Raw genomic sequence first — 22,922 nt, forward strand, 5'->3', positions numbered from 1 at the left:
CGGTTCCCGAGCGCCCCGCATGAACTGGTGCGGCAATTTGCGTTGGCGCGAAGCCCGACGATACCGATCTGATCGTCGATACCCGCGGGAAAACGGCGGCAACAAATCGGAATCGAAGGGCCGGTATTATGCTATTTGGGAACGGCGCCGAAAATCACATGCCGGCAATGTGATCGATCCTTGCGGCAAGTGCGATGTCGCGTTCCGAAACGCCACCTGCATCATGCGTGGTCAGCCAGATTTCAAGCTGGTTATAAACATTGAACCATTCGGGATGATGGCAGGTCCGTTCCGCTGCGATCGCGATCCGCATCATTGCCCCGATCGCCTCGGAAAAACTGTCAAATTCGATCTTGCGATAAAGCGCACGGCGATTGGGATCATAAGCCCAAAGGGGCAATGTTGCCGCGAATTGCGCGATTTCCTTTTCGGAAAACGCTTTGACCGGGCCGTCATGCATTGTTGGTGACCGGAATAAGCGCCCCGTTTATGGCGCGGGCATTGTCGCTGAGCAGAAAATCCACAACATCGGCAATCGCCACAGGCTTGGTCCACTCATCCGGATTGGCATCGGGCATGTCGGCGCGGTTGCGCGGCGTGTCGATAATCGACGGCAGAACGGCGTTGATGCGGATCTTGCGTGTTTTCACTTCCGCCGACAGCGCCTCCACCATCCGGGCCACCCCGGATTTGGCGGCGGTATAGGGCGCCATGCCGGCCTGTGCCTGGTTGGCCGCGGCGGCCCCCACGCAAAGAATCGCGCCGCCTTCGGACATGGCGGGAAGGGCGGCCAGAATGGTGCTGAGCGCGGTTTCGACATTCACCGAATAGAGCGTGCGCCACGTTTCGAGCGTCGATTGCTCCACCGGAACCCAATCAAACCCGCCCACCAGATGCACCAACCCGTCAATGCCGCCGACAAGCCGTTCCGCCTCGGCAATGGCTGTCGCCGCGCCTTGGCGATCCGCCAGATTATCGGCAATGATCTGGTGTGCGGTGTCGGGCAGCTCGGTGTTTTTTTTCCGGTCGATGCCCACAACGGCGTGGCTGCGCGCCAAGAGGGTCTGCACGACAGCGGTGCCCAATATGCCTGCGGAGCCGGTTACAATGATACGCATTTTTTCCTGCTTTCGGTGTGGGCGGGGCGGGTAACCCCGCCTCCGCCCTTTCGGATCAGAATTTGAAGCCGAGCGTGACGCCATAGGTGCGCGGCGGCACATAGCTGGCGGTGATAAGGCCCCCCAGACCGGCGCCAAAATCGATGAAATTATCGACCGCCTTGCTGTTGAACAGGTTGCGCGACCACAAGGAAATCTCCGCCTCCGATGCGCCCATGGGAATTTCGCTGACGATGATGCGGGCATTGACGATTGCGTGGCCGTCTACCTTGGTATCCTGCGCCCGTTGATAGGTGGCGCCGCGCAAGGCGAAAGCCGCGGTGTGATAATCGGACACGAAGTTGACATCGGCAATCAGGTTGAGCTTACCCCAATCGCCCCGCGCTGCCGTCCAGTCGACGCTGGAAAATGCCGTATAATTGGGAACACGGTTGAAAGACCGATTATCCGCCTGGTTCACGCCATTGTCGATGAACTCTTTATATTTCGGATCGGTATAGGACAGCGATGCCTGGATCAGGATATCGTCAGAGGGCTGGGCTGTCGCTTCGATTTCAAAGCCGCGGATGCGCGCCTTGCCGGCATTGCGAACTTGTCCAATGGCGCTGTTGCCCACGACGCGCAGCACCGCAAGCTGCATGTCCTTCACTTCGTTCCAGAACCCTGCGACGTTCAACTGCAGGCGGTTGTCCAGAAGCCGGGTTTTCAGGCCGACTTCGAAGGCATCGACCTTTTCGGGGCGATAGGGCTCGAGCAATTCGACGATGGAATTGGTTTCGCCGTTGAAACCGCCGGATTTGAAGCCCTTGGCAAATTTGGCATAAATATTGGTTTCGTCACCGGCCTTGTAGCTGGCAATCGCGGTGGGCGACACCGCATTGAACTTGGCTTCGGGCACCAACCCCTTTGGTGCGTCGATCAACGTCGCCCCGCTCACCAGATTGGTTGCCGATCGTTCAATCGTTTTGGTTTCATGGGTGTAGCGAAGGCCGCCGGTCAGGGTCAGGCGGTCGGTGACGTCGTAATCAAGCTGCCCGAACGCGGCATAGCTTTCGCCGGTAAAGCCGTAGCGCGCGGCGACGCGGCTGAGGCCGCCCAATGCAAGTTGGGTGTCCTCGCTACGCCCCTTGTCCTTGAAATAGTAAAGACCAAGGGTGTAGTTGACGGGGCCGGTGCTGCCCGTGAGTTGAAGTTCCTCGCTGAACGCGCTGTACCAGCTTTCCCGTTCTGCGGTGAAGATCGGGAGCGGGGTGCCGTCGGTATCCTGATTGCCCTGAAAATGGAGCTTGCGATAACCGGTGATCGATTTGAGCGTTGCTTCGCCCAGATCATAGCTGACCGTCAGGCCGTGGCCCCAAATTTTGGCATAATCGCGGGTCGGCGCGTCGATATGCACCTGCCGATGGCGGGTCTTGTTGACATATAGATGCGCAGGAAAGCTGTTCAGGCCGCCAAATACGCCGCCGGGCGCGAAAATTCCGTTGGGATTCACGGCATAGGGCTGGGTGTAGGTCATGTTCTGATCGGATACGCTGATGTCGAAGCTGTAATCGAACGTCAGGTCGTTATTCGGTTCCGCCCGAACCTGAATCATACCGCCCTTGGTATTCAGATTGTCGAAGGAGCGATCTTCTGAAACGCCGGCATTGGTGACGCCCGGAATGGGATTGGGAACCGCTGTGTAAAAGCCGTCGCGCTTTTGCATCTGCCCGGAAAGCTTGGCGGAAAAGATGCCGAGTGCGGGCAGGTCGATGCTGGCGCGCAGACGCTTATAATCATAATTGCCGTAAGAGGCCTCGATCTTGCCCCCGAGTTCGCCGGACGGCTTGCGCGTAACGAGGCTGAGCGCGCCGGAAAGCGTGTTGCGGCCATAAAGCGTTCCTTGCGGGCCGCGCAGCACTTCAATGCGTTCCAGATCGGCAACGTCGAACACGGAACCCTGCGATTTGCCGATATAGATGCCGTCGAGATAGATGCCGACCGTGGGATCGTTGGTCAGAACGGCGTTGGTGGTCGAACTGCCGCGGATCGCGATGCTGGATGTGGTGCCGTTGCCGGGAGACCGGGTGATGCGCAGGTTCGGCGCGATGCTTTCCATCTGGTTGATCGAACTGATGTCGCGGCTATCCAGAAACGCTTCCGAAACGGCGGTGATGGCAATCGGCACGTCCTGAAGGCTCTGCGCGCGTTTTTGCGCCGTCACGACGATATCGGCAAGCCCGCCATTAGCATCGGCCATGTCCTGCGCGGTGGCGGCGCTGGCGGTGAACGCCATTACGGATGCACCGAGCATCAACCCCTGGCGCAAGGCCGATGGACGTAAAAAAAACCTTTTTAGCGTAACCATTTATGCTCTCCCTGAGACTGTATTTATGGATGGGACGGACACGACAAAGGCATCGCGCGTGGGCGCGTTGCGGAAAGGAACTGTGAGATGGGTCAGTTGGCTGGGTTTTGACGTCGGCGAAGCAGAACGGCCCAGAATGCCGTGGCCACAAGCAACCCGCTCATCGCGAAAATGGCGGCCGGCAAACCGAAATGCGATCGGATCGGGTGCAGGACAAAGGGCGTGGCGAATTGTGCCAGGAAAATGGCGGTAACCTTTAGCCCCATGGCCTTTGCGCGGGCCTCGGCCGTCACGCGGGCGAGGATTTCAGAGATGACAGCCGGTGCCGCCAGACCCGCGCCCATCCCCGCAAGCGAAAGGCCCAGTCCGATGATATGTTTTTCGGTGGTCAGCACCATGGTGGCCATCCCCGCCGCCAATAAGATCGCGGCCAGCGCCGCGGCCGTCATCGTTGCGGCAATCCGGGTCAGAAAGCCGAACATGCTGGCGGATAGGATGCTGCTGATGGCAAAGACCGACAGCAGAAATCCCTGATCCGCAGCGCTGGCGATACCGGCCTCGCCCAGAATGAACGGGCCAAACAGGCTTGGCACGTAAAACCCGATCGAGAGCAGAAACAGCAGCAGATAGAGATGCAGGATCGATCGGATGGAGCCGGATTGCTTTTGATCGGGCTGATCCGCCGCGATGGGAGCGCTGCGATCGCACCAGGCCACGGCAAAAATGGCCGCGCCCAGCGCGTAGAGAATAAAGGGCCCGCGCCACCCCCAGACATCAACCAGCACGCCGCCGGCATTAAGCGCTAATATACCGGCAATCCCCCCCGCAGAGCCGGCAAAGCCGATCGCGAATGTCCGGCGGGAAATTTCCGGCCAGTGCAAAGGGCAAGGCCGCAACGCCGCCTCCCGCAAGGCCAAGGAACAGCCGGGAAATAACAAGTTCTGGCAGATTGGATGCATATAGCCCGGCCATGCCTGCGCAGACATAGAGCAGCAGGCATGCGAGCAAATAGCGCCGGAAGCCGAATGTGCGGACGGCCCAGCCGGTCAGCGGCGAAGATAGCGCCATGACGGCGGCGGGCAATGTGGTGACGAGTTGCGCGAACAATTCGCCATTGGACCCCGCTGCAATGGTGCGCGACATTGCGGGCATCGCCGGAATGATCGCCAGCGGAATGAGCGTCGAAAGGATGCTGCCCGAAACGACGATCGTGCTGGTGGCGAGGCTTGGCCGAAGGTGGGTTTGGTCTGGCACGGTTTGGCCGGTGCCGGGCGTGATCGGTACTCCCGTCATATCACGTCCTGCTCAAACGCGCAGAAACTGTGGCAAAGATGGGTTCACCCGGGCGTGCGGGGGAAATGGGCAATTCGCTCCAATGCAACGTGCCGGCTTTGCCAAAAGCCTCGATTACCATCGCCTTCATAAAGGTCCTCTCCTGTGCCTCGATCGCGGCGTTATTCGCCTGTCGCGTGAATTGCGGGGTGCGACCATGGAGGCGGTTCCCGCCGCGGCAGCGGCGTTTTTCCGTCGAGGCTCATGACCTGTAACCGGGTGGCCCAGGGGTAATGCATGCTGAAAGCGATAAGCCCGGTGCGTTCGCTTGCCGGGCGATGGCACATGGCAAGAACGGTTTCCGCCAGATATTCGACATCTTCGGTCGGGTAGTCCTCGGGGATCAGGGCGTTGGCGCCCGCGGTGCGGATCGCCGTCGAAGGCCCCACCACATTGGCCGCGATCCCATGATCGATCAGTTCTGCGGCAATACCCTGAGTGAAGCGGTGCAGGGCCGCCTTGATCGACGCATAAACGACATCGCCGCCCGATTTCGTATAATCGGCGTAGGGGCGCCCCACCTGCAGAGCGGTGACCGAACCGATATTGACGATCCAGCCATCGCCCCGCTCCTTCATGTGCGGAACGACTTGTTTGATCAGCGCGAAGGGCGCGCGCAGATAATGATCGACCGTTCTGTCGAACGTAGCGTCCGGCATGTCCTCAACCCGCGCATAATCGGCAAAGCCGGCATTGTTGACCAAGATGTCGAGCCGTCCTGCCGCAGCGATTGCGCGTGTGATCAGGCTGTCGCGGTCTTCCGGTTTTTCGAGATCTGCGGCGAGTGCGATTGCGCGGCCGCCAGCGTTTTCAATTAGTTCGACGGTTTCGGCGAGTGTTCCCGCGATGATTTGCGCCTGACCGAAGCGTTGGCCCGCACGGGGCGCCTGGACCGATCGGGCGGTCACGATAACGGTTGCGCCGGCGGCGGCCAGACGCTGGGCGATGGCCCGTCCGATTCCGCGGCTGCTGCCGGTGACAAGCGCCACCCTTCCGTCAAGCGACGGTTTTTCATGTTGTTCCATATGGGCTCCCTTGCGGATGCCGGCGATGTTTTGCCGGTCAATCCGCAATCTGGCGCTTACGCGGCAGGAAAATGGTGAGGGTTCGAATTAGCTGCGTTCGGCCCAGGACAGGGATGGGCCGGTGGTGTCGACATATTCGGCGCCCACAAACCCCAGCTTGGCACGGGCTTCTTCAAGCGGCAGGGCAAATGCGTCTTCATAGCGCGCCATGAAGAAGGGGCCCGATTCCCGCCCGACGCGCATGCCGCGTTCCACCGCATTCTGGCAGACCGGCCAGACATGGGGGTAATGCAGCATGGTGCGAACCGTGTAGCGCAGGTTCACAAACATGGAGAGGACAGAGATTTCCCCCGCAAGTTCCGCGCCGAAATGTTTGAAATGGGTTGTGATACGCGCCCATGCCGGCACGAGTTCGCCCATATAGTTGAAATCGCCACCCGTCATGATGTGCTCAAGATCATGGGTCTGCCCGTTGCGAAAACGGAAATAATCATATTGCGTTTTCGGTTGTGGCTGTTCGTAAATCACCAGATCGAAGTTTTTGGCGATGACATCCTGGTAGAAGACATGGCCCAGCGTGCCTTCTGCATAATCCTTGAAATCATCGGCGCCGTAGGTCGATTGAAACCCTTCGCTGAACCATGCATCAAGTTCAGGGTTCGTCTGGCGTTCCTTGTGGAACAGCTCCTCAATGTAATCCATGTCCTGAATTTCATCGAGAATGCCGACGATTTCATACATTTCGGCCTGGGCAGGACGATCGGTCCCATTGCGCTTGAGCGTGATGGTTGAAATCCAGTCCCGCATGCGGGGGTGATTAAGATATTTCGACGAACTGAGCAGAACGCTGCTGTCTGTCGTAACCGGGGTTACGCCGCGGAGCAGATACGGAATATCGTTCATAAAACCCTCTCCGGTTTCTGGTTCTTTATTATGCTGCAATAGTGGGTGCGGGTTGTTGGCCGCGCACGAGGCGGCCAGGCAGTTTTCCTGTCGGCTGGCCATTGCGCGCGATCACCGTGCCGCTGACGATCGTCGCCACATAACCATCGGCCTTCTGATCCAAGCGGCGGCCGCCGGCGGGGAGGTCATGGGTGACATACGGCGCATGAAGCGCCAGTCTGGCTTCATCAAGCAGGTTGAAATCGGCCTTGTAGCCAACGGCGATGACGCCGCGATCCTGCAGCCCCAGCGCCTTTGCAGGGTCCGCTGCAAGCATCTTGATCGCCTGTGGGATAGTGATTTTGCGCCCCTGATGATCGCGGGTCCAGTAGGTCAGCAGAAATGTGGGGTAGCTGGCATCGCAGATGACGCCGTAATGCGCGCCGCCATCGCCCAGCCCGACGATCGTGTCAGGGTGGTTCAGCAGGTCTGCGACCATGTCGAGTTTGCCATCATAATAGTTGCCGATCGCAACATAGAGCATGGCATTGCCGTCATCTTCGAGCAGCCAGTCATAAACCAGCTCGGTGGGGGTGACGCCTGCGCGCGCCGCCTGCGCCGCAACGCTTTGGTCGGGCGAGGGAGCATAATTGGGCGGGCTTCCGAGCTTGAACATCCAGTCCCATGACCGCCCAATGACTGCCAGGGGATGGCCGTCTGTCGGATCTTCCGCAAGCAGCGTGGCGCGGGTTTCCGGCTTGCGCAACTCGGCGATCTTTTCTTCCAGGGGAAGCTTTTCGATAGCGGCATAGCTTGGGCAAAGCCCGAACGGGTTCACCGACAGATTATGGCCGATGATCAATCCGATCGGACGGGGAAAAACTTGGGCGGTAATCTGCGCGCCTTCGGCATTCGCCTTCTCGACATGCTTCAGCGCCAGATTCCAATCGGGCGTGCCCTCATTCGCGGTACCGAGCGTAAAGGTTGCCGGGCGTCCCGATGCCTGGACAAGGCGCACGAGCGACTTTACTTCGGTTTCCCAATCAAGATGGGGCACGTCCAGCACAAGCTGCATAATGCCCTTATCGGCATCGCGCAGGCCGGCGGCGATCGCTTCCAGCTCTGCTTCCGATGCATCGAAGCTGGGAATTTGTGCGCCATCACGGGTGCGGTGAATGAATTGGCGCGAGGTGGCGAAACCCAATGCGCCCGCTTCAACCGCTTCGCGCGCCAAGGCGCGCATTTTGCTGAGATCATCTTCCGAAGCCGGATCGCGTGCGGCGCCGCGTTCGCCCATCGCATAGACGCGCAAGGGGGAGTGGGGAAGGTAGGCGGCAACGTCGATATCAAGCGTGCGGCGATCCAGCGCGTCAAGATATTGCGGGAAGGTTTCCCAGTCCCAGCTCAAGCCATCGGCCATGACCACGCCGGGAATGTCTTCCACACCTTCCATGACGTTGATCAGCGTATCGCGATCTTCCGCGCGGCACGGCGCAAAGCCAACGCCGCAATTGCCAAGAACCGCAGTCGTTACGCCATGTGCGGAAGATGGGTTGAGCCGATCCGACCAAATGGCCTGGCCGTCATAATGGGTGTGTGCATCCACAAAGCCGGGGGTGACGAGCAGGCCGGTCGCGTCGATTTCTTCTGCGCCCGTACCTTCAATGGCTCCGATCCTGGCAATGCGGCCATTTTTTACGGCGATGTCGGCAGCAAATGGCGATTCACCCTTGCCGTCCACCACATGGCCACCGCGGATGACCAGATCATATTCCGCCATTTTCAGTAATCCTCTCTGTCTCCGATTGCATCGGATTTGGCCAAACGGTACGCAACCGTTCGGAATTTGACAAGCCCTGTCTTGTCATTTTCGGCGGGAGGCTCCACATTGCGGAAATGCTTATCCTTGCAATGATATAGTCAGGGCTTTTCAACGCCCATGACGCGTGACGCGGACGACCAATCCAAGGGTTCCAAAAGGCTGAATCACCTGCTTGTTGCGGCTCGGCATGCCTTTATGCTGCACGGTTATCAGCATGTGAGCGTTGATGGGATCTCGCGCGCGTCCGGCGTCAGCAAGGAAACCATCTATCGGCATTTTGCTGATAAACAGGCGCTGTTTCGGGCGGCGATGCAAAATGCCGCTGAACAGTTCGCTCATGATTTTGCCGACATTTTTCACGGATGTACTTCGCCAGAGGCAATATTGGCCCGGTGCGCGCGGGCCATTTACGATCGCGCGGCCGATATCGAACATCCCACTCCCAACTGGCTTGTCGTCGGAACCGCCGATCGGTTTCCGGAACTGTCGCAGGCGGTGTTTTTCGACGCCCTGAAAAGCGTGGCGCCGTTGCATGCCTTTCTGGACAAACTGGCGCGTGAAAACGGGGTGGAAACGTCCGTTCCCCTTACCGTGCTTGCGCAATTCGGTGCTTTGGCGGTGGCCGGCCCGCTGCATATCATGGCGGGAACGCCCCCGGCGGATATCGATCTGGCGGCGCGGCGCGTCGCCCGGCTTTTTATTCACGGCTATGGCTCGGATCTCGACGATGAATCCGGGAAACACGCACCGGCGCTGACATTCGGTCTTCCGCCCGCTGATCCGGTGCTGCCGCAGGAAGAGCATATCGCGCAATTAATGGCCGTCGCGCGCAGCCATTTTTTTGAACATGGGTATCGGGGCGCCAGTCTGGATGAAATCGGTACCGTCGCCCGCGTCGGGCGGGGGACGCTATACCGTCATTTCGGCAGCAAAAAGGGGCTGTTCACGGCGGTCATGCAAAAGGCCGCGGATAACATTGTCGCCCGTTCGCAGGTGCATCTTTCCACCGATCGATCCGTTGTCGACAACCTGTTTATCGCCGGCAATGCGGCATCGGCGATATTGCAAAGTCGGGAGGCGATACAGCTTTACCGAACGGTGAGCGCCGAAGCGAAGGCGATGCCCGAAGTCGCGAGCGCTATTTATCGCCGTACGCGCGCCCGTTTCGTGCAGCCTGTGGCGCAATATCTGGCGTGGTGCTCAGCGCGCAATATATTGAGCCTGGATGATCCCGAATGGGCCGCAGATCAATTCGTCACATTGGCGAGCGGTGGAAATCGCTACCTTGTGCTTAATCCACCGCCGACCGATGCGGAACGCGAAGACGCGGCGCGATTGGCGATATCCATCTTCCTATACGGCTTTTTGGGCAGAGAGGCGGGGGCGGTCCGGTCGGCAAGAGCCGATCAATGACACCCGCATGGCATTAAGCGTGGCGCGCCCATTGCTGCCCGGGGCAACTCAATAGCGATGAGATTTTTTGGGGCGGGGCCAGAAAAACCCGCGTGAGGCTAAGGCCGGTAAAAAATCGGCCAAGAAGCAAGATTTTCAGGGATTTTTAGGCCCCTCCGAGCAAGGTCGGTGGCGGAGACGGAGGGATTCGAACCCTCGGTACCGGATTTACCAGTACGACGGTTTAGCAAACCGTTGGTTTCAGCCACTCACCCACGTCTCCAGGAACCGAGAGGCGAAGCGGGCTATAACGAGCATGTTGGGAGGGATCAACATGCCGTTGGCGCTTTTGCGCGATTTTTTTCAAATGGCTGACACGGGTGGGCGTGATATCGACTCAGGTCGCCGCGCCGTTCATTGCGGGCTCAGCCAAGGAAGGGCTATCGTGGCCGGTCTCTACCCGGGGGTGAATGATGTTTAAGACCCAGTTTTATCGCGGCTTGATGATGGCCGCCGCGCTTTCGATGGGCGCCGCGCCGGTTCAGGCCCAGATTCGCTCGGTCGATCCCAACGAGGCGATCGACGCGGATCTCGCGCCGCTGCCCACGCAGGGCAACACCGCCGCGCCGCAGGAGAGCGCGAACGACCCCTATGCCGAAAATTACGGCCTGCCGGTGAACAGCGATCCCGCACCCGCCGCCCCCTCGGGAACCGCGCCCCAACCTGCGCCCATGCAGGCCCCGGCCGATCCCACGCGCGGCAAGGCCGCGGCGCAGGCGACCACCACCTATGAGCGCGGCGACCTCATCGGCGCGGCCGAGGGCGTGTTCGGCAAGGGCGCCGAAGGGCTGGCCGGGCTGCTCGAAAATATCCTGAAGGAGCAGGGCGAACCCAATGCCTATATCACCGGCGAGGAAGCCTCGGGTGCGTTCGTCGTCGGCCTGCGTTACGGTTCGGGCACGCTGCATCACAAGGTGGAGGGCAATCGCCCGGTCTACTGGACGGGGCCGTCGATCGGGTTCGATGCGGGCGGCAATGCCTCGAAAAGCTTCGTGCTCGTCTATAACCTTTATGACAGCCAGGATCTCTACAAGCGCTTCCCGCAGGGCGAAGGCACCGCCTATTTCGTCGGCGGGTTCACCGCGAGCTATCTGCGTCGTGGCGATGTCGTGCTGATCCCCGTCCGCATGGGCGTGGGCGTGCGGCTGGGCGCCAATATCGGTTATATGAAGTTTAGCGAAAAGGGCCGCTGGCTGCCCTTCTGATCGGGCTTGGCTTTGGCCGAAATGAAAAGGGCGCCGTTTCCGGCGCCCTTTTTCTTATGCGTCAACCGAAGCTGGTCGATTCGAAGCGGACGGGTTCACCCACGGCCTGGTTGGCCAGTTGGGCTTCCCACATCACGCGGTTGCCGCGCACGATCGTGCCGACGGGCTTGCCGGTCAGCTTCATGCCGGTGAAGGGCGACCAGCCGCAGCGCGACGCCAGCCATTCCTCGGTCACGTCCCACTGCGCCTTGAGGTCGACGATGGTGAAATCGGCGTCATAGCCTGCGGCGATCCGGCCCTTGCCCGAAAGCCCGAACACGCGCTGCGGCCCCGCGCTCGTCAGCTCGATCACGCGCTGGAGCGTGGTGCGCCCCTCGGCCACATGGTTGAGCATCAGCGGCAACAGCGTCTGCACGCCGGGCATGCCGCTTGGGCTGTCGGGATAGGCCTTGGCCTTTTCCTCGATCGTGTGCGGTGCATGGTCCGATCCCAGCACATCGGGAACGCCCTGGTTGAGCCAGTGCCACAGCCCGTCGCGGTGCGCGGCGGAGCGGATGGGCGGGTTCATCTGCGCATAGGAGCCAAGGCGCGGATAAGCGTCCTCGGCGGCGAGCGTCAGATGCTGGGGCGTCACCTCGCAGGTCGCGACGTCCTTGTGCTGCGCGATCAGCTCCAGCTCGGCCGGGGTCGTCACGTGCAGGATATGGATGCGCCGCTTGGCCGCGCGCGCCAGCTTCAGGATGCGGCGCGTGGCGAGCATCGCGCTTTCATCGTCGCGCCAGACGGGGTGCGACGCGGCATCGCCCGCGATGCGTTCGCCCTTGCGCGCGTTCATCCGTTCCTCGTCCTCGGCATGGATCGCGACGCGGCGATGGCCCGAGGCGAGCACGCGCGCGAGCTCGCTGTCTTCGGATACGAGCAGGTCGCCGGTCGAGGCGCCCATGAAGATCTTCACCCCCGCCGTGCCGGGCAGGCGTTCCAGCTCGGCCAGCGCGGGGGCGTTGGCGGCGGTGGCGCCGACGTAAAAGGCATGGTCGCACCACATGCGGTGATGCGCGCGCTTCAGCTTGTCGGCCACGGCATCGGCGCTGTCGGTGTTGGGCTTGGTGTTGGGCATTTCGAACACCGCGGTCACGCCGCCCAGCACCGCTGCGCGGCTCCCCGATTCGAGGTCTTCCTTCTGCTCCAGCCCCGGCTCGCGGAAATGGACCTGCGTGTCGATCACGCCGGGCAGGATATCGAGCCCGGTGCAGTCGATCACCTCGGCCGCGTCGCCATTTTCGCCGATCGCGACGATCTTGCCGCCGCGCACGCCCACCGGCGCCTGAACCGGGCCGCCGGGGGTGTGGACGGTGCCGTTCTTGAGAAGAAGATCGAATGTCTGGGCCATGTTTGCAGATCCACCGGTTTTGCGGGTTTCAAATATATAGCGGACGCCTTACCTGTTCGCCATGAACGGCACCACCCTGATCGATCGCGCTCTCCTCCGCCTGTCGGGAGAGGATGTACGCAATTTCCTCCAAGGGCTCGTCACCAACGATGTCGAGGCGCTCGCGCCCGAGGCCCCGGTCTGGACCGCGCTCCTGAGCCCGCAGGGCAAGGCGCTGTTCGATTTCATCCTCTGGGCGGATGGCGACGATGTGCTTGTCGATTGCGAGGCCGAACAGGCCGATGCGCTGGCCCGGCGACTCACCCTCTACCGCCTGCGCCGCAAGATCGTCATTGCGCGCGACGATACGCTCGCGGTCCATTGGGCGCTTGAGGGCGCGGGGGCACGCGATCCGCGTCTGCCCGCGCTTGGCCATCGCTGGATCGCGGCACCGGGGGAACCCGCCAGTGGCTGGCACGCGCACCGGCTGGCGCAGGGCGTGACCGAGGGCGTCGCCGAACTGGGGCAGGACAAGACGCTCTGGCTCGAATGCAACGCGGCCGAGCTCAACGGCGTCAGCTTTGCCAAGGGCTGCTATATCGGCCAGGAAAACACCGCGCGGATGAACTGGCGGCAAAAGGTCAACCGCCGGCTCGTCGTCGTCCCGCTCGCGCTTGCCGACGAATCGCGCCAGCGCATCGCCTATCCCGCGCTTGGCCTTGCGGTCGAGCATCGCTGGGTGGAGGATCTGAAAAATCTGCCGCTTCCCGGCTGGCTCGCCGCCGCGCTCGCCGCCCCGGCCGACGCGCAGTAACCCCTTTTCCGATCGAGGAGCCCGGTCCCGTGTCCATGCGTTCGCTTCTGCTGTCGGGGGCCGCGCTGCTCCTCGCCGCTTCCACCCCGGCGCTTGCCGCCCCCGCCGCCCCGTCCGCCACTGGCATCGATGCGGGCCAGATCGAATCGATCGTGCGCGCGATCACCGATGACAGTTTCGAGGGCCGGGCCCCTGGCACGCGGGGGGAGGAGCGCACCATCGCCTGGCTCACCGACGCGCTCGGCAAGCTCGGGCTCGAACCCGGCGGCCCCGATGGCCAGTGGACCCAGCCGGTGCCGCTGCTCCACACCCAGCTCGGCGCGCCCGAACGGCTGGGCGTCTCCTTCGGCGCGCAGTTCACGCCGATGGCGCTGGGGCAGGATATTTACCTGAGCACGCTCCAACCCCGCGACAAGGCGGTGATCGACAATGCCGAAATGGTGTTCGTCGGCTACGGCGTCACCGCGCCCGAACGCGGCTGGGACGATTACAAGGGCGTCGATCTGAAGGGCAAGGTCGCGGTCTTCCTCGTCAACGACCCCGATTTCGAGGCGCAGACCGGCGAACCGGTGCAGGATCGTTTCGGCGGCCGGACGATGACCTATTATGGCCGCTGGATCTACAAGTTCGAGGAAGCCGCGCGCCACGGCGCGATCGGCGCGCTCATCGTCCACGACACGCCGGGCGCGGGCTATGGCTGGAACGTCGTCCAGAGCCCCGGCGGCGAGAATTACGACATGGTTCGTCCGGCGGATCGGATCACGAGCGTAGCGCTGCAGGGCTGGCTCCACGGCGACGCTGCCACCGCGCTGTTCACAGCGGCCGGGCTCGATCTCGCGGTGCTGCGTGCCCGGGCGCGTAGCAGCGATTTCCGTCCGGTGCCGCTCAAGGGCGCGCGCTTCTCCGCCGCAATCCCGGTCACGCGCGAAGTGGTTCAAAGCCGCAACGTGCTCGCCAAGATCACCGGGGCAAAGCGCCCGGACGAGGTGGTGATGCTCGGCGCGCACTGGGATGCTTACGGCGAGGGCAAGCCCGATGCCGAGGGGCGCAAATACCGCGCCGGCGCGAATGACGACGGAATCGGCGTGGCCGCGCTGCTGGAAATGGGCCGGCTGTTCAAGGCGGCGCCCCGGCCCGATCGTACGATCGTCTTCGGTTTCTGGTCCGCCGAGGAACGCGGGCTGCTCGGGTCCGAAACCTATGCCGCGAACCCGGTTTATCCGATGGAAAAGACCGTCGCCAATCTCACGGTCGATGTGCTCCAGACCGCGGGCGCCGCGCGGGACGTGATCCTGATCGGCAAGGGGCAGAACACGCTCGAGGATGATCTTGCGCGCTTTGCCGCGAAACAGGGGCGCACCATCACCCCCGATGCCGCGCCCGAACGCGGGCTCTTCTACCGCGCCGATCACTTCCCGCTCGCCAAACGCGGCGTGCCCGTGCTCCTGATGATGGGGCTTGCGGGCGGCGCCGATCTGGTCGTCGGCGGGCGCGCCGCGGGTGAGAAATGGGTCAGCGACTATACCGGCAATTGCTATCATCAGGCCTGCGACGCGTGGAGCCCCGACTGGAATCTCGACGGCGCGGTGATGGACATGGAACTGGTGCGATCGATGGCGACCGAGCTCGCCAATTCAGACCGCTGGCCGCAGTGGAAACCGGGCTCCGAATTCAAGGATATCCGCGAAAGAACCAACCCGCCGCGCTGACGGTAAATCGAATAAAATTGTATCCGTGGAATGAGCGGATGAGTGTATATTTTTATACTGTAATTATTTAAATTTGAAGTGGCGAACCCAGTTCTTTATGTTGACTTCTTGGGGTTTATTGGGGTCACCTAATTCAGATTTAATGAGTAATTCGTTTAAATTGCGCATAAATTGCTCTGCGCGTTCTCCGGGTATCAACAGATCAGATTCGTAATCAATTAATTTAAGTGAGCTTGCACTTTTGTGATAATTTTTACGACTAAAAATATTTTCTATAAATCGATCAATACGAATATCACGGATTTTGATCTTTTTTGCACAGATATCATCGAACCAAGTTGCAGAAGAGTAATGCCTTTGGATCGTTTTGAACGAAGACCCCCGAGGGCCAAGCTCTCCTATCAGGAGGAGTAATGTGGAAATTTCTGCAACTTGTTCTAGGCTGATCGCTTTTTTCATAAACAGGTTCCAGAAATTTTAGTCTAGGCCAATGATGCTTAATAAGTTCGGTTAGAAATTGTTATCTGCCTTTCGAGCTAAATTATAAATGTTCATTTCCAGTAAAAAAGGGGCCGGGAGAACATGTCTCCCGGCCCCTTTTTTTTACTGGCCAGTGCCTCCCCCGCACGGGGCGGGGAAGGTTCTGATCCTCAGGCTCAGGCTGCGAGCTTGCGCAGCACGTACTGCAGGATGCCGCCGTTCAGGAAATAATCCAGTTCGTTGACGGTATCGATGCGGCAAAGCGCGGTGAAGGTGAAGGTCGAGCCGTCGGCGCGCTTGACGAGCACGTCCACGTCCTGACGCGGCTTGAGGCCGGCGACGTTCAGGATCGTGAAGCTTTCGTCGCCCGTCAGGCCCAGCGTGTCCTTGGTCTCGCCGTCCTTGAACTGGAGCGGGAGCACACCCATGCCGACGAGGTTCGAACGGTGGATACGCTCGAAGCTTTCGACGATAACCGAGCGGACGCCGAGCAGGTTGGTGCCCTTGGCTGCCCAGTCGCGCGACGAGCCGGTGCCATATTCCTTGCCGCCGATGACGACGAGCGCGGTACCGTCGGCCTTGTGCTTCATGGCCGCGTCATAGATCGGCAGCACTTCGCCGTTGTAACGCGTCATGCCGCCTTCGACGCCGTCCAGCATCAGGTTCTTGATGCGGATGTTGGCGAAGGTGCCGCGCATCATGACTTCGTGGTGGCCGCGGCGTGCGCCGTAGCTGTTGAAGTCTGCCTGCGCGACCTGGTGCTCGCTCAGCCACTTGCCCGCGGGGCTCGTCGCCTTGATCGAACCGGCCGGCGAAATGTGGTCGGTGGTGATCGAGTCGCCGAAGATCGCGAGCGGCTTGGCTTCGACGATGTCGGTCACCGGAGCCGGGGTCATGCTCATGCCCTCGAAATAGGGCGGGTTGGCGACATAGGTCGAACCTGCGCGCCAGCTATAGGTGTCCGAACCCGTGACGTTGATCGCCTGCCAGCGGGCGTCGCCCGTGAAGACGGTCGAATAGCGGGTGACGAACATTTCGCGGGTCAGCGCGCCGTCCATGACCGAACGCACTTCTTCGTTGCTTGGCCAGATGTCCTTCAGGAACACGTCCTGGCCGTCGCTGCCGGTGCCGATCGGGGTCGAGACGAAGTCTTCCGTCACGGTGCCCTTCAGCGCATAGGCGACGACGAGCGGCGGCGAGGCGAGGAAGTTGGCGCGCACGTCGGCCGACACGCGGCCTTCGAAGTTGCGGTTGCCCGAAAGCACCGAGGCGGCGACGATGTCGTTGCCGTTGATCGCCTTCGAGATCGGTTCGGCGAGCGGGCCCGAGTTGCCGATGCAGGTGGTGCAGCCATAGCCGACAAGGTTGAAGCCAACCTGGTCGAGATACGACTGGAGGCCAGCCTTTTCGAGATAGTCGGTCACGACCTGCGAACCCGGTGCGAGCGAGGTCTTCACCCAGGGCTTGGGCTTCAGGCCCTTTTCGACGGCCTTCTTCGCGACGAGGCCGGCTGCCACCAGAACGCCGGGGTTCGAGGTGTTGGTGCAGCTGGTGATCGCGGCGATCACGACGTCGCCGTCGCCGATGTCATGGTCGCGGCCTTCGACGGCCACGCGGGCCGGAGCCGACTTCTTGTAGACCTTTTCGAGGTCGCCGTTGAACACGTCGTCGACGTTCGACAGGACAACCTTGTCCTGCGGGCGCTTGGGGCCGGCGAGCGAGGGTTCGACGGTCGACATGTCGAGCTCGAGAACGTCGGTGAAGACGGGCTCAGCCGAGGGATCGAGCCACAGGCCCTGTTCCTTGGCATAGGCTTCGACGAGCGCGATATTCTCTTCGGTACGGCCGGTGAGGCGCATATAGTCGAGCGTCTTGTCGTCGATGCCGAAGAAGCCGCAGGTCGCGCCATATTCGGGGGCCATGTTGGCGAGCGTCGCGCGGTCGGCAAGCGACAGCGAGGCGAGGCCGGGGCCGAAATATTCGACGAAGCGGCCGACCACGCCCTTGGCGCGCAGCATCTGCGTGCAGGTGAGCACGAGGTCGGTGGCGGTGATGCCTTCCTTCAGTTCGCCGGTCAGCTTGAAGCCGACGACTTCGGGGATGAGCATCGAGACGGGCTGGCCGAGCATCGCGGCTTCGGCTTCGATGCCGCCCACGCCCCAGCCGAGCACGCCCAGGCCGTTGATCATCGTGGTGTGGCTGTCGGTGCCCACGCAGGTGTCGGGATAGGCAATGGTGTTGCCTTCGGCATCGGCCGACGACCAGACGGCCTGCGCGATGTTTTCAAGGTTCACCTGGTGGCAGATGCCGGTGCCCGGGGGAACGACCTTGAAGTTGTCGAGCGACTTGGAACCCCATTTCAGGAAGTCATAGCGCTCCATGTTGCGCTGATATTCGAGCTCGACGTTATCTTCGAACGCCTTGGGGGTGCCGAATTCATCAACCATGACCGAGTGGTCGATGACGAGGTGCACAGGCACCTGCGGGTTGATCTTGCCGGCATCGGCGCCGAGCGCGTTCATCGCGTCGCGCATCGCGGCGAGGTCGACCACGCAAGGAACGCCGGTGAAGTCCTGCATCAGCACGCGGGCGGGGCGATACTGGATTTCACGTTCGGACTTGCGGTCCTTCTGCCAGTCGGCAATCGCCTGGATATCCTCGACCGAAACCGTGACGCCGTCTTCGAAGCGGAGCAGGTTTTCGAGAAGGACCTTCATCGAGAAGGGGAGACGCGAAACGTCGCCGATTTTCGCTGCCGCCTTGGCGAGCGAATAATAGTGAATCGTCTTGCCCGCCACGTCGAGCGTGGAACGGGTGCCGAGGGTATCCTGGCCGATGGCTGTCATCTTTGGCTCCTTCAAAGCTGGCATGGCCGGGGAGAAGCCGGTCGAGCTAGACCATGCCTGTAATCGCGGGTGCGATTGTCGCGGGCGCCTTAGCAAGGGGCGCTGCAGGATGGAAGCGCCGAGATCGGCAATTTTTCAGGCATTTTGCGGGGTTTTGTTGCGAAGGATTTGCAATTGCTGCGCCATTGCCGCCAAAAGACACGCAATGGCGCGGAAATGCGTGCGCATGGCCGGGCAAAAGGGGTGGTCGGGATGACATGGCTTGTCTATTTTGCAGCGGCGATTGCAGAAATTGCGGGCTGTTTCGCCTTTTGGGCCTGGCTGCGGCTCGATCGGACGGTGTGGTGGCTGGTGCCGGGGATCGCGTCGCTCTGCCTTTTCGCCTGGTTGCTGACGCTGGTCGACTCCGATCAGGCCGGGCGCGCCTATGCGGCTTATGGCGGTGTTTATATTATCTCGGCGCTGCTCTGGCTCTGGGGCGCCGAGGGGGTCCGTCCCGATCGCTGGGATCTGGCCGGTGCGGCGATCTGCCTTGCGGGCGCCTCGATCATCCTGTTCGGCCCGCGCCCCGCCTGATTTTTAATAAGGGAATATGGTTCCGAAATTGGCAAGCGCGCCATTTCGGTATATCCCCGCCGGGATCAAGAAGAAACCAAGGGGAGTGTTTGCGTGACGGGTAAGATCATTGTGGCGGGCGGTTTCGGCGCCCTTGGCCGTGCGGTGGTGGCCGAACTTCAGGCGCGCGGCGCCGCGGTGGCGGTGGTCGATATGGCGCCGGTGCCGGCGGGCAGCGGTGCGGATGTGGCGATCGGCGGCGTCGATCTCGCCGATCCGGCGCAGGTGGCGGATGCCTATGCCAAGGCGGCCGGGGCGCTGGGCGGGTTGGACGGCGTCGTCAACGTCGCGGGCGGCTTTACCTGGGAAACTATGGCCGATGGCTCGCTCGACAGCTGGGACCGGATGTACCGCATGAACGTGCGCACTGCGGCCACCTCGTCCGCTGCCGCGATCCCGCATCTCGTCGGCAAGGGCGGCGCGATCGTCAATGTCGGCGCGGCGGCAGCCACCAATGTCGCGATGGGCATGGCGCCTTATGCCGCGTCCAAGGCGGGGGTGATGGCGCTCACCGAAAGCCTGGCCGACGAGCTGCGCGCGCAGAATGTCCGCGTCAACGCGGTGCTCCCCACGATCATCGACACCCCGGCCAACCGCGCCGACATGCCCGATGCCGACACCTCGGGCTGGGTGAAGCCGGAATCGGCGGCGCGCGTGATCGCCTTCCTGCTTTCACCCGATTCCGGCGCGGTCACCGGAACCGGAATCCGCCTCTCGCTGGCGGGCTGATCGGGCAGGCACGGGCGCGTTGCCGGGCTTTGTCCCGATTCCATTCGTCGCGACATGCTTGATGCAGGCGCGGCGACAGGGCATGAACGGCACGCGCCTTTCCGGGGGGAACCGCGAATGAACAACCGGTCGCCAAATGCCCATGGCTGTTCGACATTCTGCACCGCGCGTGCGGATGCCCTGGTGTGCGTCCCATGATGCGGGTGGTTTTCGCCATCTGCCTCGCGGCGATCGCGTTCATCGCGCTCATGCCCGGCGGGCCAAGCACCCCGGTGCGCCAGGCCGCAACCGTGATTACCGACAGCGCCGAGGATGCCGCGCCCGCCCCCGCGATCCAGCAGGCGGGCAACGGCATTGCCGAGGTTATCCTCCGCCGCGCGCCCGACAGCCATTTCTATGCCGATGCGCGCGTCAACGGCGCGACCGTGCGGTTCCTCGTCGATAGCGGCGCGAGCGCGGTCGTCCTCACCCGCGCCGATGCGCAGGCCGCCGGCATCGGCACGCAGGCGGGCGAATTCACCGCGCGCGCCATGTCCGCCAATGGCGAGGTGAAGCTGAAGCCCGTGACGCTCGACCGCGTCGCGATCGGCCCCGTGACCGCGAACAATGTCGAGGCGATGGTGGCCGAGAATGATCTCACCGTCTCGCTCCTTGGCCAGAGCTTCCTCGAGCGCGTCGCCAAGATGGAGATTTCGGACGGCGAGATGCGCCTGCGCTGATCAGTCCGCGCCGGTCGGCACCTTGCGCACGGGCACCGGGATGTTGCAGACATCGGCACCGCCGGCGGGCACGTCGAAAAACGGATCCTGCCGGTTGGCGCGCGCGTCGCGGTAGCGGATGAAGGATTTCGCGGCCAGATACTGATAGCGCGTCTTTTCCGCCTCGGGCATGTCCTTCATCGGCTTCAGCTGGGTGATCGCGATATTGTCGTCCGCGTCCTCGTAAAATCCCAGATCGCCGGTCCCGCGCGGGCGTGAGGAAAGATAGTCCATCCCCTCGATCACGCGCCCGACGACCGCGATATTGCGGTCGAGATGGCGGGGCGCCTGCCCGATCACGGCATAAAGCTCGGCGCCGGTGCCGGTATCGGGCGCCATGTCGCGGCCGACGCCGACCATGCCGTAACAATGCGTCAGCCAGACATTGTCGCCGTCGCTCGCCACCGGCCAGCCCTGCCAGAAACCCGTCTTCTTGGCATAGGGATCGGGCCAGTCGATCCATTCGGGCGCGATCTCGCCAAGCGGGCGGAGGTATTCGCGCGGGGGCTCCATGGTTACCGCCTTGGGCAGCATGCGCTTGGCCGTCGGATCGCCCCATTGGACGACATAATTGTCCTGCACGCGGGTGATCGCGGTGCCGCCGCTCCACCAGCGCTCGGCCGCCAGCGCGCGGATATTGGCGACATGGACCGGCGCGAAATCGGGCGCCAGCTGGATCACGACGCGCCCGCCCTCGGTGGTGGTCATCACCAGAAGGTCGCTTTCGGGAATCTCCGCCCAGTCGGCGGCGGGTGCGGCTGCGGCGATTTCGGAGGGGCTGGGGGTCTCATCCTTGCCCTGCGCAAGCGTGTACAGGGCAAGGGGAACGCCGGTCAGCCCGGCCAGCGCAAGCGCCGCGATCGATTTCTTCATGGGATGGGCAGCTTAATTGGTTACGAGGAAATGAAAAGTCTGCGCGAACGGGCTTTCATTTCCGTTTTGCAACGATATCGGGTGGTTTGGGTGCATGCTCATTGCGGCGCGCAGGCCGTCTTGTCGCCCGCGGTGCAGGCGGCCACCCGCGCGCGCCACGCCGCCATCGCGGCCTCATGCGCTTCGGTCTGGCGCTGTGCCTCGGCTTCGCTTTCCGCCAGAATGTCCTGATAGGCGGCGTCCTGCGCGGCGATGGCGGCCTTGCGCGCATCCTCGGCGGCGCGCCGGGTTTCGGCGGCGGTGCGCGCATTTTCGGCGTTGAGCGCGGCGGTGCGCGCGCGTTCAGCGGCCTCGGCGGCCAGCGCGGCTGCGGCCGGATCGGCCAGCATCGGTTCGTGGGGCGCGGCCCTGGCCTCCGTGTCCGCCTCGGGTGTCGTATTGTCCGGGCTTGCTGCGGGCGGCACGGCCTCCACCGGCGCGGCCTCGGGCGGCGTCTCCGCCGTCGTCGCGGGCAGGCTGGGCGGCAGGTCGATCGTCTCGATCCGGTTCTGCGCCGGCGCGGCGGTGGCGAGGAGGGCAGCCGCAAGTGCGGCGGTGATACGAAGCATGAACGATCCTTTATCCGGCCGCGTGCCCGGCTTTTCCACCGGGCAGGGCCGCTTCCCTTATGACGCGGCCCGGTGCCCAAGTCAGCCCCCTGCCGCAGCTGCGCGAACCCGCTTGCCAGATTGTAATAATGATGTAACGTAACATCATTGCAGTAATGGTATAACAACGCAGTGCGAAGAGGAGGGACATGATATGCCTTATGAAGCAGTCGGTTTCGCAGGCGAACGCCGGGCCCACCCCACTGCGTTCTTCGCCGCGCTCGCGGTCAACGGCGCCGTGATCGGCGCGCTCCTGACGGCCAATCCGGGGCTGGTCGAAAAACTCCCCACCTTCCTCCGCACGCACAACATTCCGATCACCCCCGAGGCCACACCCGAACCGCCGCCACCCCCGACATCGGACGAAAAGGTTACTGCCGCCGCGATCGACCGGGTGACGCCGTCCACGCCCCCGATCCTGCCGCCGACGGGCGGCTTCACCGTCGATCGGGTCGAGCCGACGATCCTGCCGCCCTTGCCGCCGCTCCCCGGTGGCGCGCTGGGTGGCGGGCAGGGGGCGGTCGATCCGCCCAAGCCCGTGCTCGTCGATGCCACGGCCGATCCGCGCCACGCCGCCGCGCTCCAGCCGCCCTATCCGCCCTCGATGCAGCGGATCGGGATGGAAGGCAGCGTCACCGTCCGCGTGCTGATCGGCGCCGATGGCCGGGTGAAGGCGGTCGAGCAGGTTTCCGCCAGCGACGCGGCCTTTTTCCGGGCAACCGAAAGTCAGGCGCTGCGCAAATGGCGCTTCCGCCCGGCCACGCGCGACGGTGTTGCGGTTGAAAGCTGGAAGGTGATGACGGTGCGCTTCCGCATCGCCGAATAAGCCTGAACCGGGCGGCGGAGATAAATTTCGGACCAAGTGACCGTCCGCTGTCAGGCGAAAGCATGAAGGGGCG

19 protein-coding genes, 1 tRNA gene and 1 pseudogene are annotated in these 22,922 nt (G+C 62.5%); 8 read left to right on the plus strand and 13 right to left on the minus strand.

Features of this window, described 5'->3' with window-relative positions; translation table 11 throughout:
• Positions 1-154 precede the first annotated feature (154 nt).
• The 7 genes and pseudogenes from QYC26_RS09920 to QYC26_RS09950 all read right to left on the minus strand — a co-directional run bounded on the left by QYC26_RS09920 (position 155) and on the right by QYC26_RS09950 (position 8,484).
• Complete coding sequence (locus QYC26_RS09920; protein WP_317512074.1) at positions 155-460, minus strand: 4a-hydroxytetrahydrobiopterin dehydratase; 306 nt, start codon at positions 458-460, stop codon at positions 155-157.
• Positions 453-1,118: an SDR family oxidoreductase gene (locus QYC26_RS09925; protein WP_317512075.1), complete on the minus strand. Its 666-nt coding sequence runs from the start codon at positions 1,116-1,118 to the stop codon at positions 453-455. Before QYC26_RS09925 ends, QYC26_RS09920 begins: the two co-directional genes overlap by 8 nt.
• Before the next feature lie 55 nt (positions 1,119-1,173).
• Positions 1,174-3,411: a TonB-dependent receptor gene (locus QYC26_RS09930; protein ID WP_317512076.1), complete on the minus strand. Its 2,238-nt coding sequence runs from the start codon at positions 3,409-3,411 to the stop codon at positions 1,174-1,176.
• 146 nt (positions 3,412-3,557) lie between these two features.
• A pseudogene (locus QYC26_RS09935) lies at positions 3,558-4,758 on the minus strand (MFS transporter).
• Positions 4,759-4,919: 161 nt separating this feature from the next.
• Entirely contained in the window at positions 4,920-5,822 is a 903-nt protein-coding gene (locus QYC26_RS09940) for an SDR family NAD(P)-dependent oxidoreductase (protein WP_317512078.1), read from the minus strand.
• Positions 5,823-5,909: 87 nt separating this feature from the next.
• Positions 5,910-6,827 carry a hypothetical protein gene (locus QYC26_RS09945; RefSeq protein WP_317512079.1) on the minus strand — a complete coding sequence of 306 codons (918 nt, stop codon included), beginning with the start codon at positions 6,825-6,827 and terminating at the stop codon, positions 5,910-5,912.
• Positions 6,754-8,484, minus strand: coding sequence for an N-acyl-D-amino-acid deacylase family protein (locus QYC26_RS09950; RefSeq protein ID WP_317512080.1), 1,731 nt, complete (start codon positions 8,482-8,484; stop codon positions 6,754-6,756). Before QYC26_RS09950 ends, QYC26_RS09945 begins: the two co-directional genes overlap by 74 nt.
• A 159-nt stretch (positions 8,485-8,643) precedes the next feature.
• Between QYC26_RS09950 and QYC26_RS09955 the strand changes: the two genes are divergently transcribed.
• Positions 8,644-9,939 (plus strand): TetR/AcrR family transcriptional regulator, encoded by a 1,296-nt coding sequence (locus QYC26_RS09955; protein WP_317512081.1) that lies wholly within the window; start codon positions 8,644-8,646, stop codon positions 9,937-9,939.
• Positions 9,940-10,108: 169 nt separating this feature from the next.
• Here QYC26_RS09955 and QYC26_RS09960 read toward each other — a convergent pair.
• Positions 10,109-10,201, minus strand: a tRNA-Ser gene (locus QYC26_RS09960).
• 190 nt (positions 10,202-10,391) lie between these two features.
• Here QYC26_RS09960 and QYC26_RS09965 point away from each other — a divergent pair.
• Positions 10,392-11,183, plus strand: a complete 792-nt coding sequence (locus tag QYC26_RS09965; protein WP_317515041.1) for a DUF1134 domain-containing protein — start codon at positions 10,392-10,394, stop codon at positions 11,181-11,183.
• 61 nt (positions 11,184-11,244) lie between these two features.
• Here QYC26_RS09965 and QYC26_RS09970 read toward each other — a convergent pair whose 3' ends face one another.
• Positions 11,245-12,573 (minus strand): dihydroorotase, encoded by a 1,329-nt coding sequence (locus tag QYC26_RS09970; RefSeq protein ID WP_317512082.1) that lies wholly within the window; start codon positions 12,571-12,573, stop codon positions 11,245-11,247.
• A gap of 61 nt (positions 12,574-12,634) precedes the next feature.
• Here QYC26_RS09970 and QYC26_RS09975 point away from each other — a divergent pair, with 61 nt between their 5' ends.
• Both QYC26_RS09975 and QYC26_RS09980 read left to right on the plus strand, forming a co-directional pair.
• Positions 12,635-13,366 (plus strand): folate-binding protein, encoded by a 732-nt coding sequence (locus tag QYC26_RS09975; protein ID WP_317512083.1) that lies wholly within the window; start codon positions 12,635-12,637, stop codon positions 13,364-13,366.
• Between the two features lie 35 nt (positions 13,367-13,401).
• Positions 13,402-15,075: a M28 family metallopeptidase gene (locus QYC26_RS09980; RefSeq protein WP_317515042.1), complete on the plus strand. Its 1,674-nt coding sequence runs from the start codon at positions 13,402-13,404 to the stop codon at positions 15,073-15,075.
• A gap of 63 nt (positions 15,076-15,138) precedes the next feature.
• On the opposite strand, the gene QYC26_RS09985 is transcribed toward QYC26_RS09980, so the two are convergent.
• Positions 15,139-15,534, minus strand: coding sequence for a hypothetical protein (locus QYC26_RS09985; protein WP_317512084.1), 396 nt, complete (start codon positions 15,532-15,534; stop codon positions 15,139-15,141).
• 197 nt (positions 15,535-15,731) lie between these two features.
• Complete coding sequence (gene acnA / locus QYC26_RS09990) at positions 15,732-18,401, minus strand: aconitate hydratase AcnA (RefSeq protein ID WP_317512085.1); 2,670 nt, start codon at positions 18,399-18,401, stop codon at positions 15,732-15,734.
• Between the two features lie 252 nt (positions 18,402-18,653).
• Here acnA and QYC26_RS09995 point away from each other — a divergent pair, with 252 nt between their 5' ends.
• The 3 genes from QYC26_RS09995 (at position 18,654) to QYC26_RS10005 (ending at position 20,464) form a co-directional block, all read left to right on the plus strand.
• The gene (locus tag QYC26_RS09995; RefSeq protein ID WP_317512086.1) at positions 18,654-18,977 is read left to right on the plus strand and encodes a YnfA family protein; all 324 of its coding nucleotides are present in this window, start codon (positions 18,654-18,656) and stop codon (positions 18,975-18,977) included.
• A 93-nt stretch (positions 18,978-19,070) separates the two neighbouring features.
• Positions 19,071-19,745 (plus strand): SDR family oxidoreductase, encoded by a 675-nt coding sequence (locus QYC26_RS10000; RefSeq protein WP_317512087.1) that lies wholly within the window; start codon positions 19,071-19,073, stop codon positions 19,743-19,745.
• Between the two features lie 194 nt (positions 19,746-19,939).
• Entirely contained in the window at positions 19,940-20,464 is a 525-nt protein-coding gene (locus QYC26_RS10005; RefSeq protein WP_317512088.1) for a TIGR02281 family clan AA aspartic protease, read from the plus strand.
• Here the strand turns inward: QYC26_RS10005 and QYC26_RS10010 are convergent, their stop codons facing one another.
• Positions 20,465-21,376, minus strand: coding sequence for a peptidylprolyl isomerase (locus QYC26_RS10010; protein WP_317512089.1), 912 nt, complete (start codon positions 21,374-21,376; stop codon positions 20,465-20,467).
• 98 nt (positions 21,377-21,474) lie between these two features.
• Positions 21,475-21,984 (minus strand): hypothetical protein, encoded by a 510-nt coding sequence (locus QYC26_RS10015; RefSeq protein ID WP_317512090.1) that lies wholly within the window; start codon positions 21,982-21,984, stop codon positions 21,475-21,477.
• A 193-nt stretch (positions 21,985-22,177) separates the two neighbouring features.
• Here QYC26_RS10015 and QYC26_RS10020 point away from each other — a divergent pair, with 193 nt between their 5' ends.
• Positions 22,178-22,849, plus strand: coding sequence for a TonB family protein (locus tag QYC26_RS10020; protein ID WP_317512091.1), 672 nt, complete (start codon positions 22,178-22,180; stop codon positions 22,847-22,849).
• The last annotated feature ends 73 nt before the right edge of the window (positions 22,850-22,922 follow it).

The sequence above is a fragment of the Sphingomonas sp. C3-2 genome (genome assembly GCF_033025475.1).
Classification (GTDB): Bacteria; Pseudomonadota; Alphaproteobacteria; order Sphingomonadales; family Sphingomonadaceae; genus Sphingobium_A.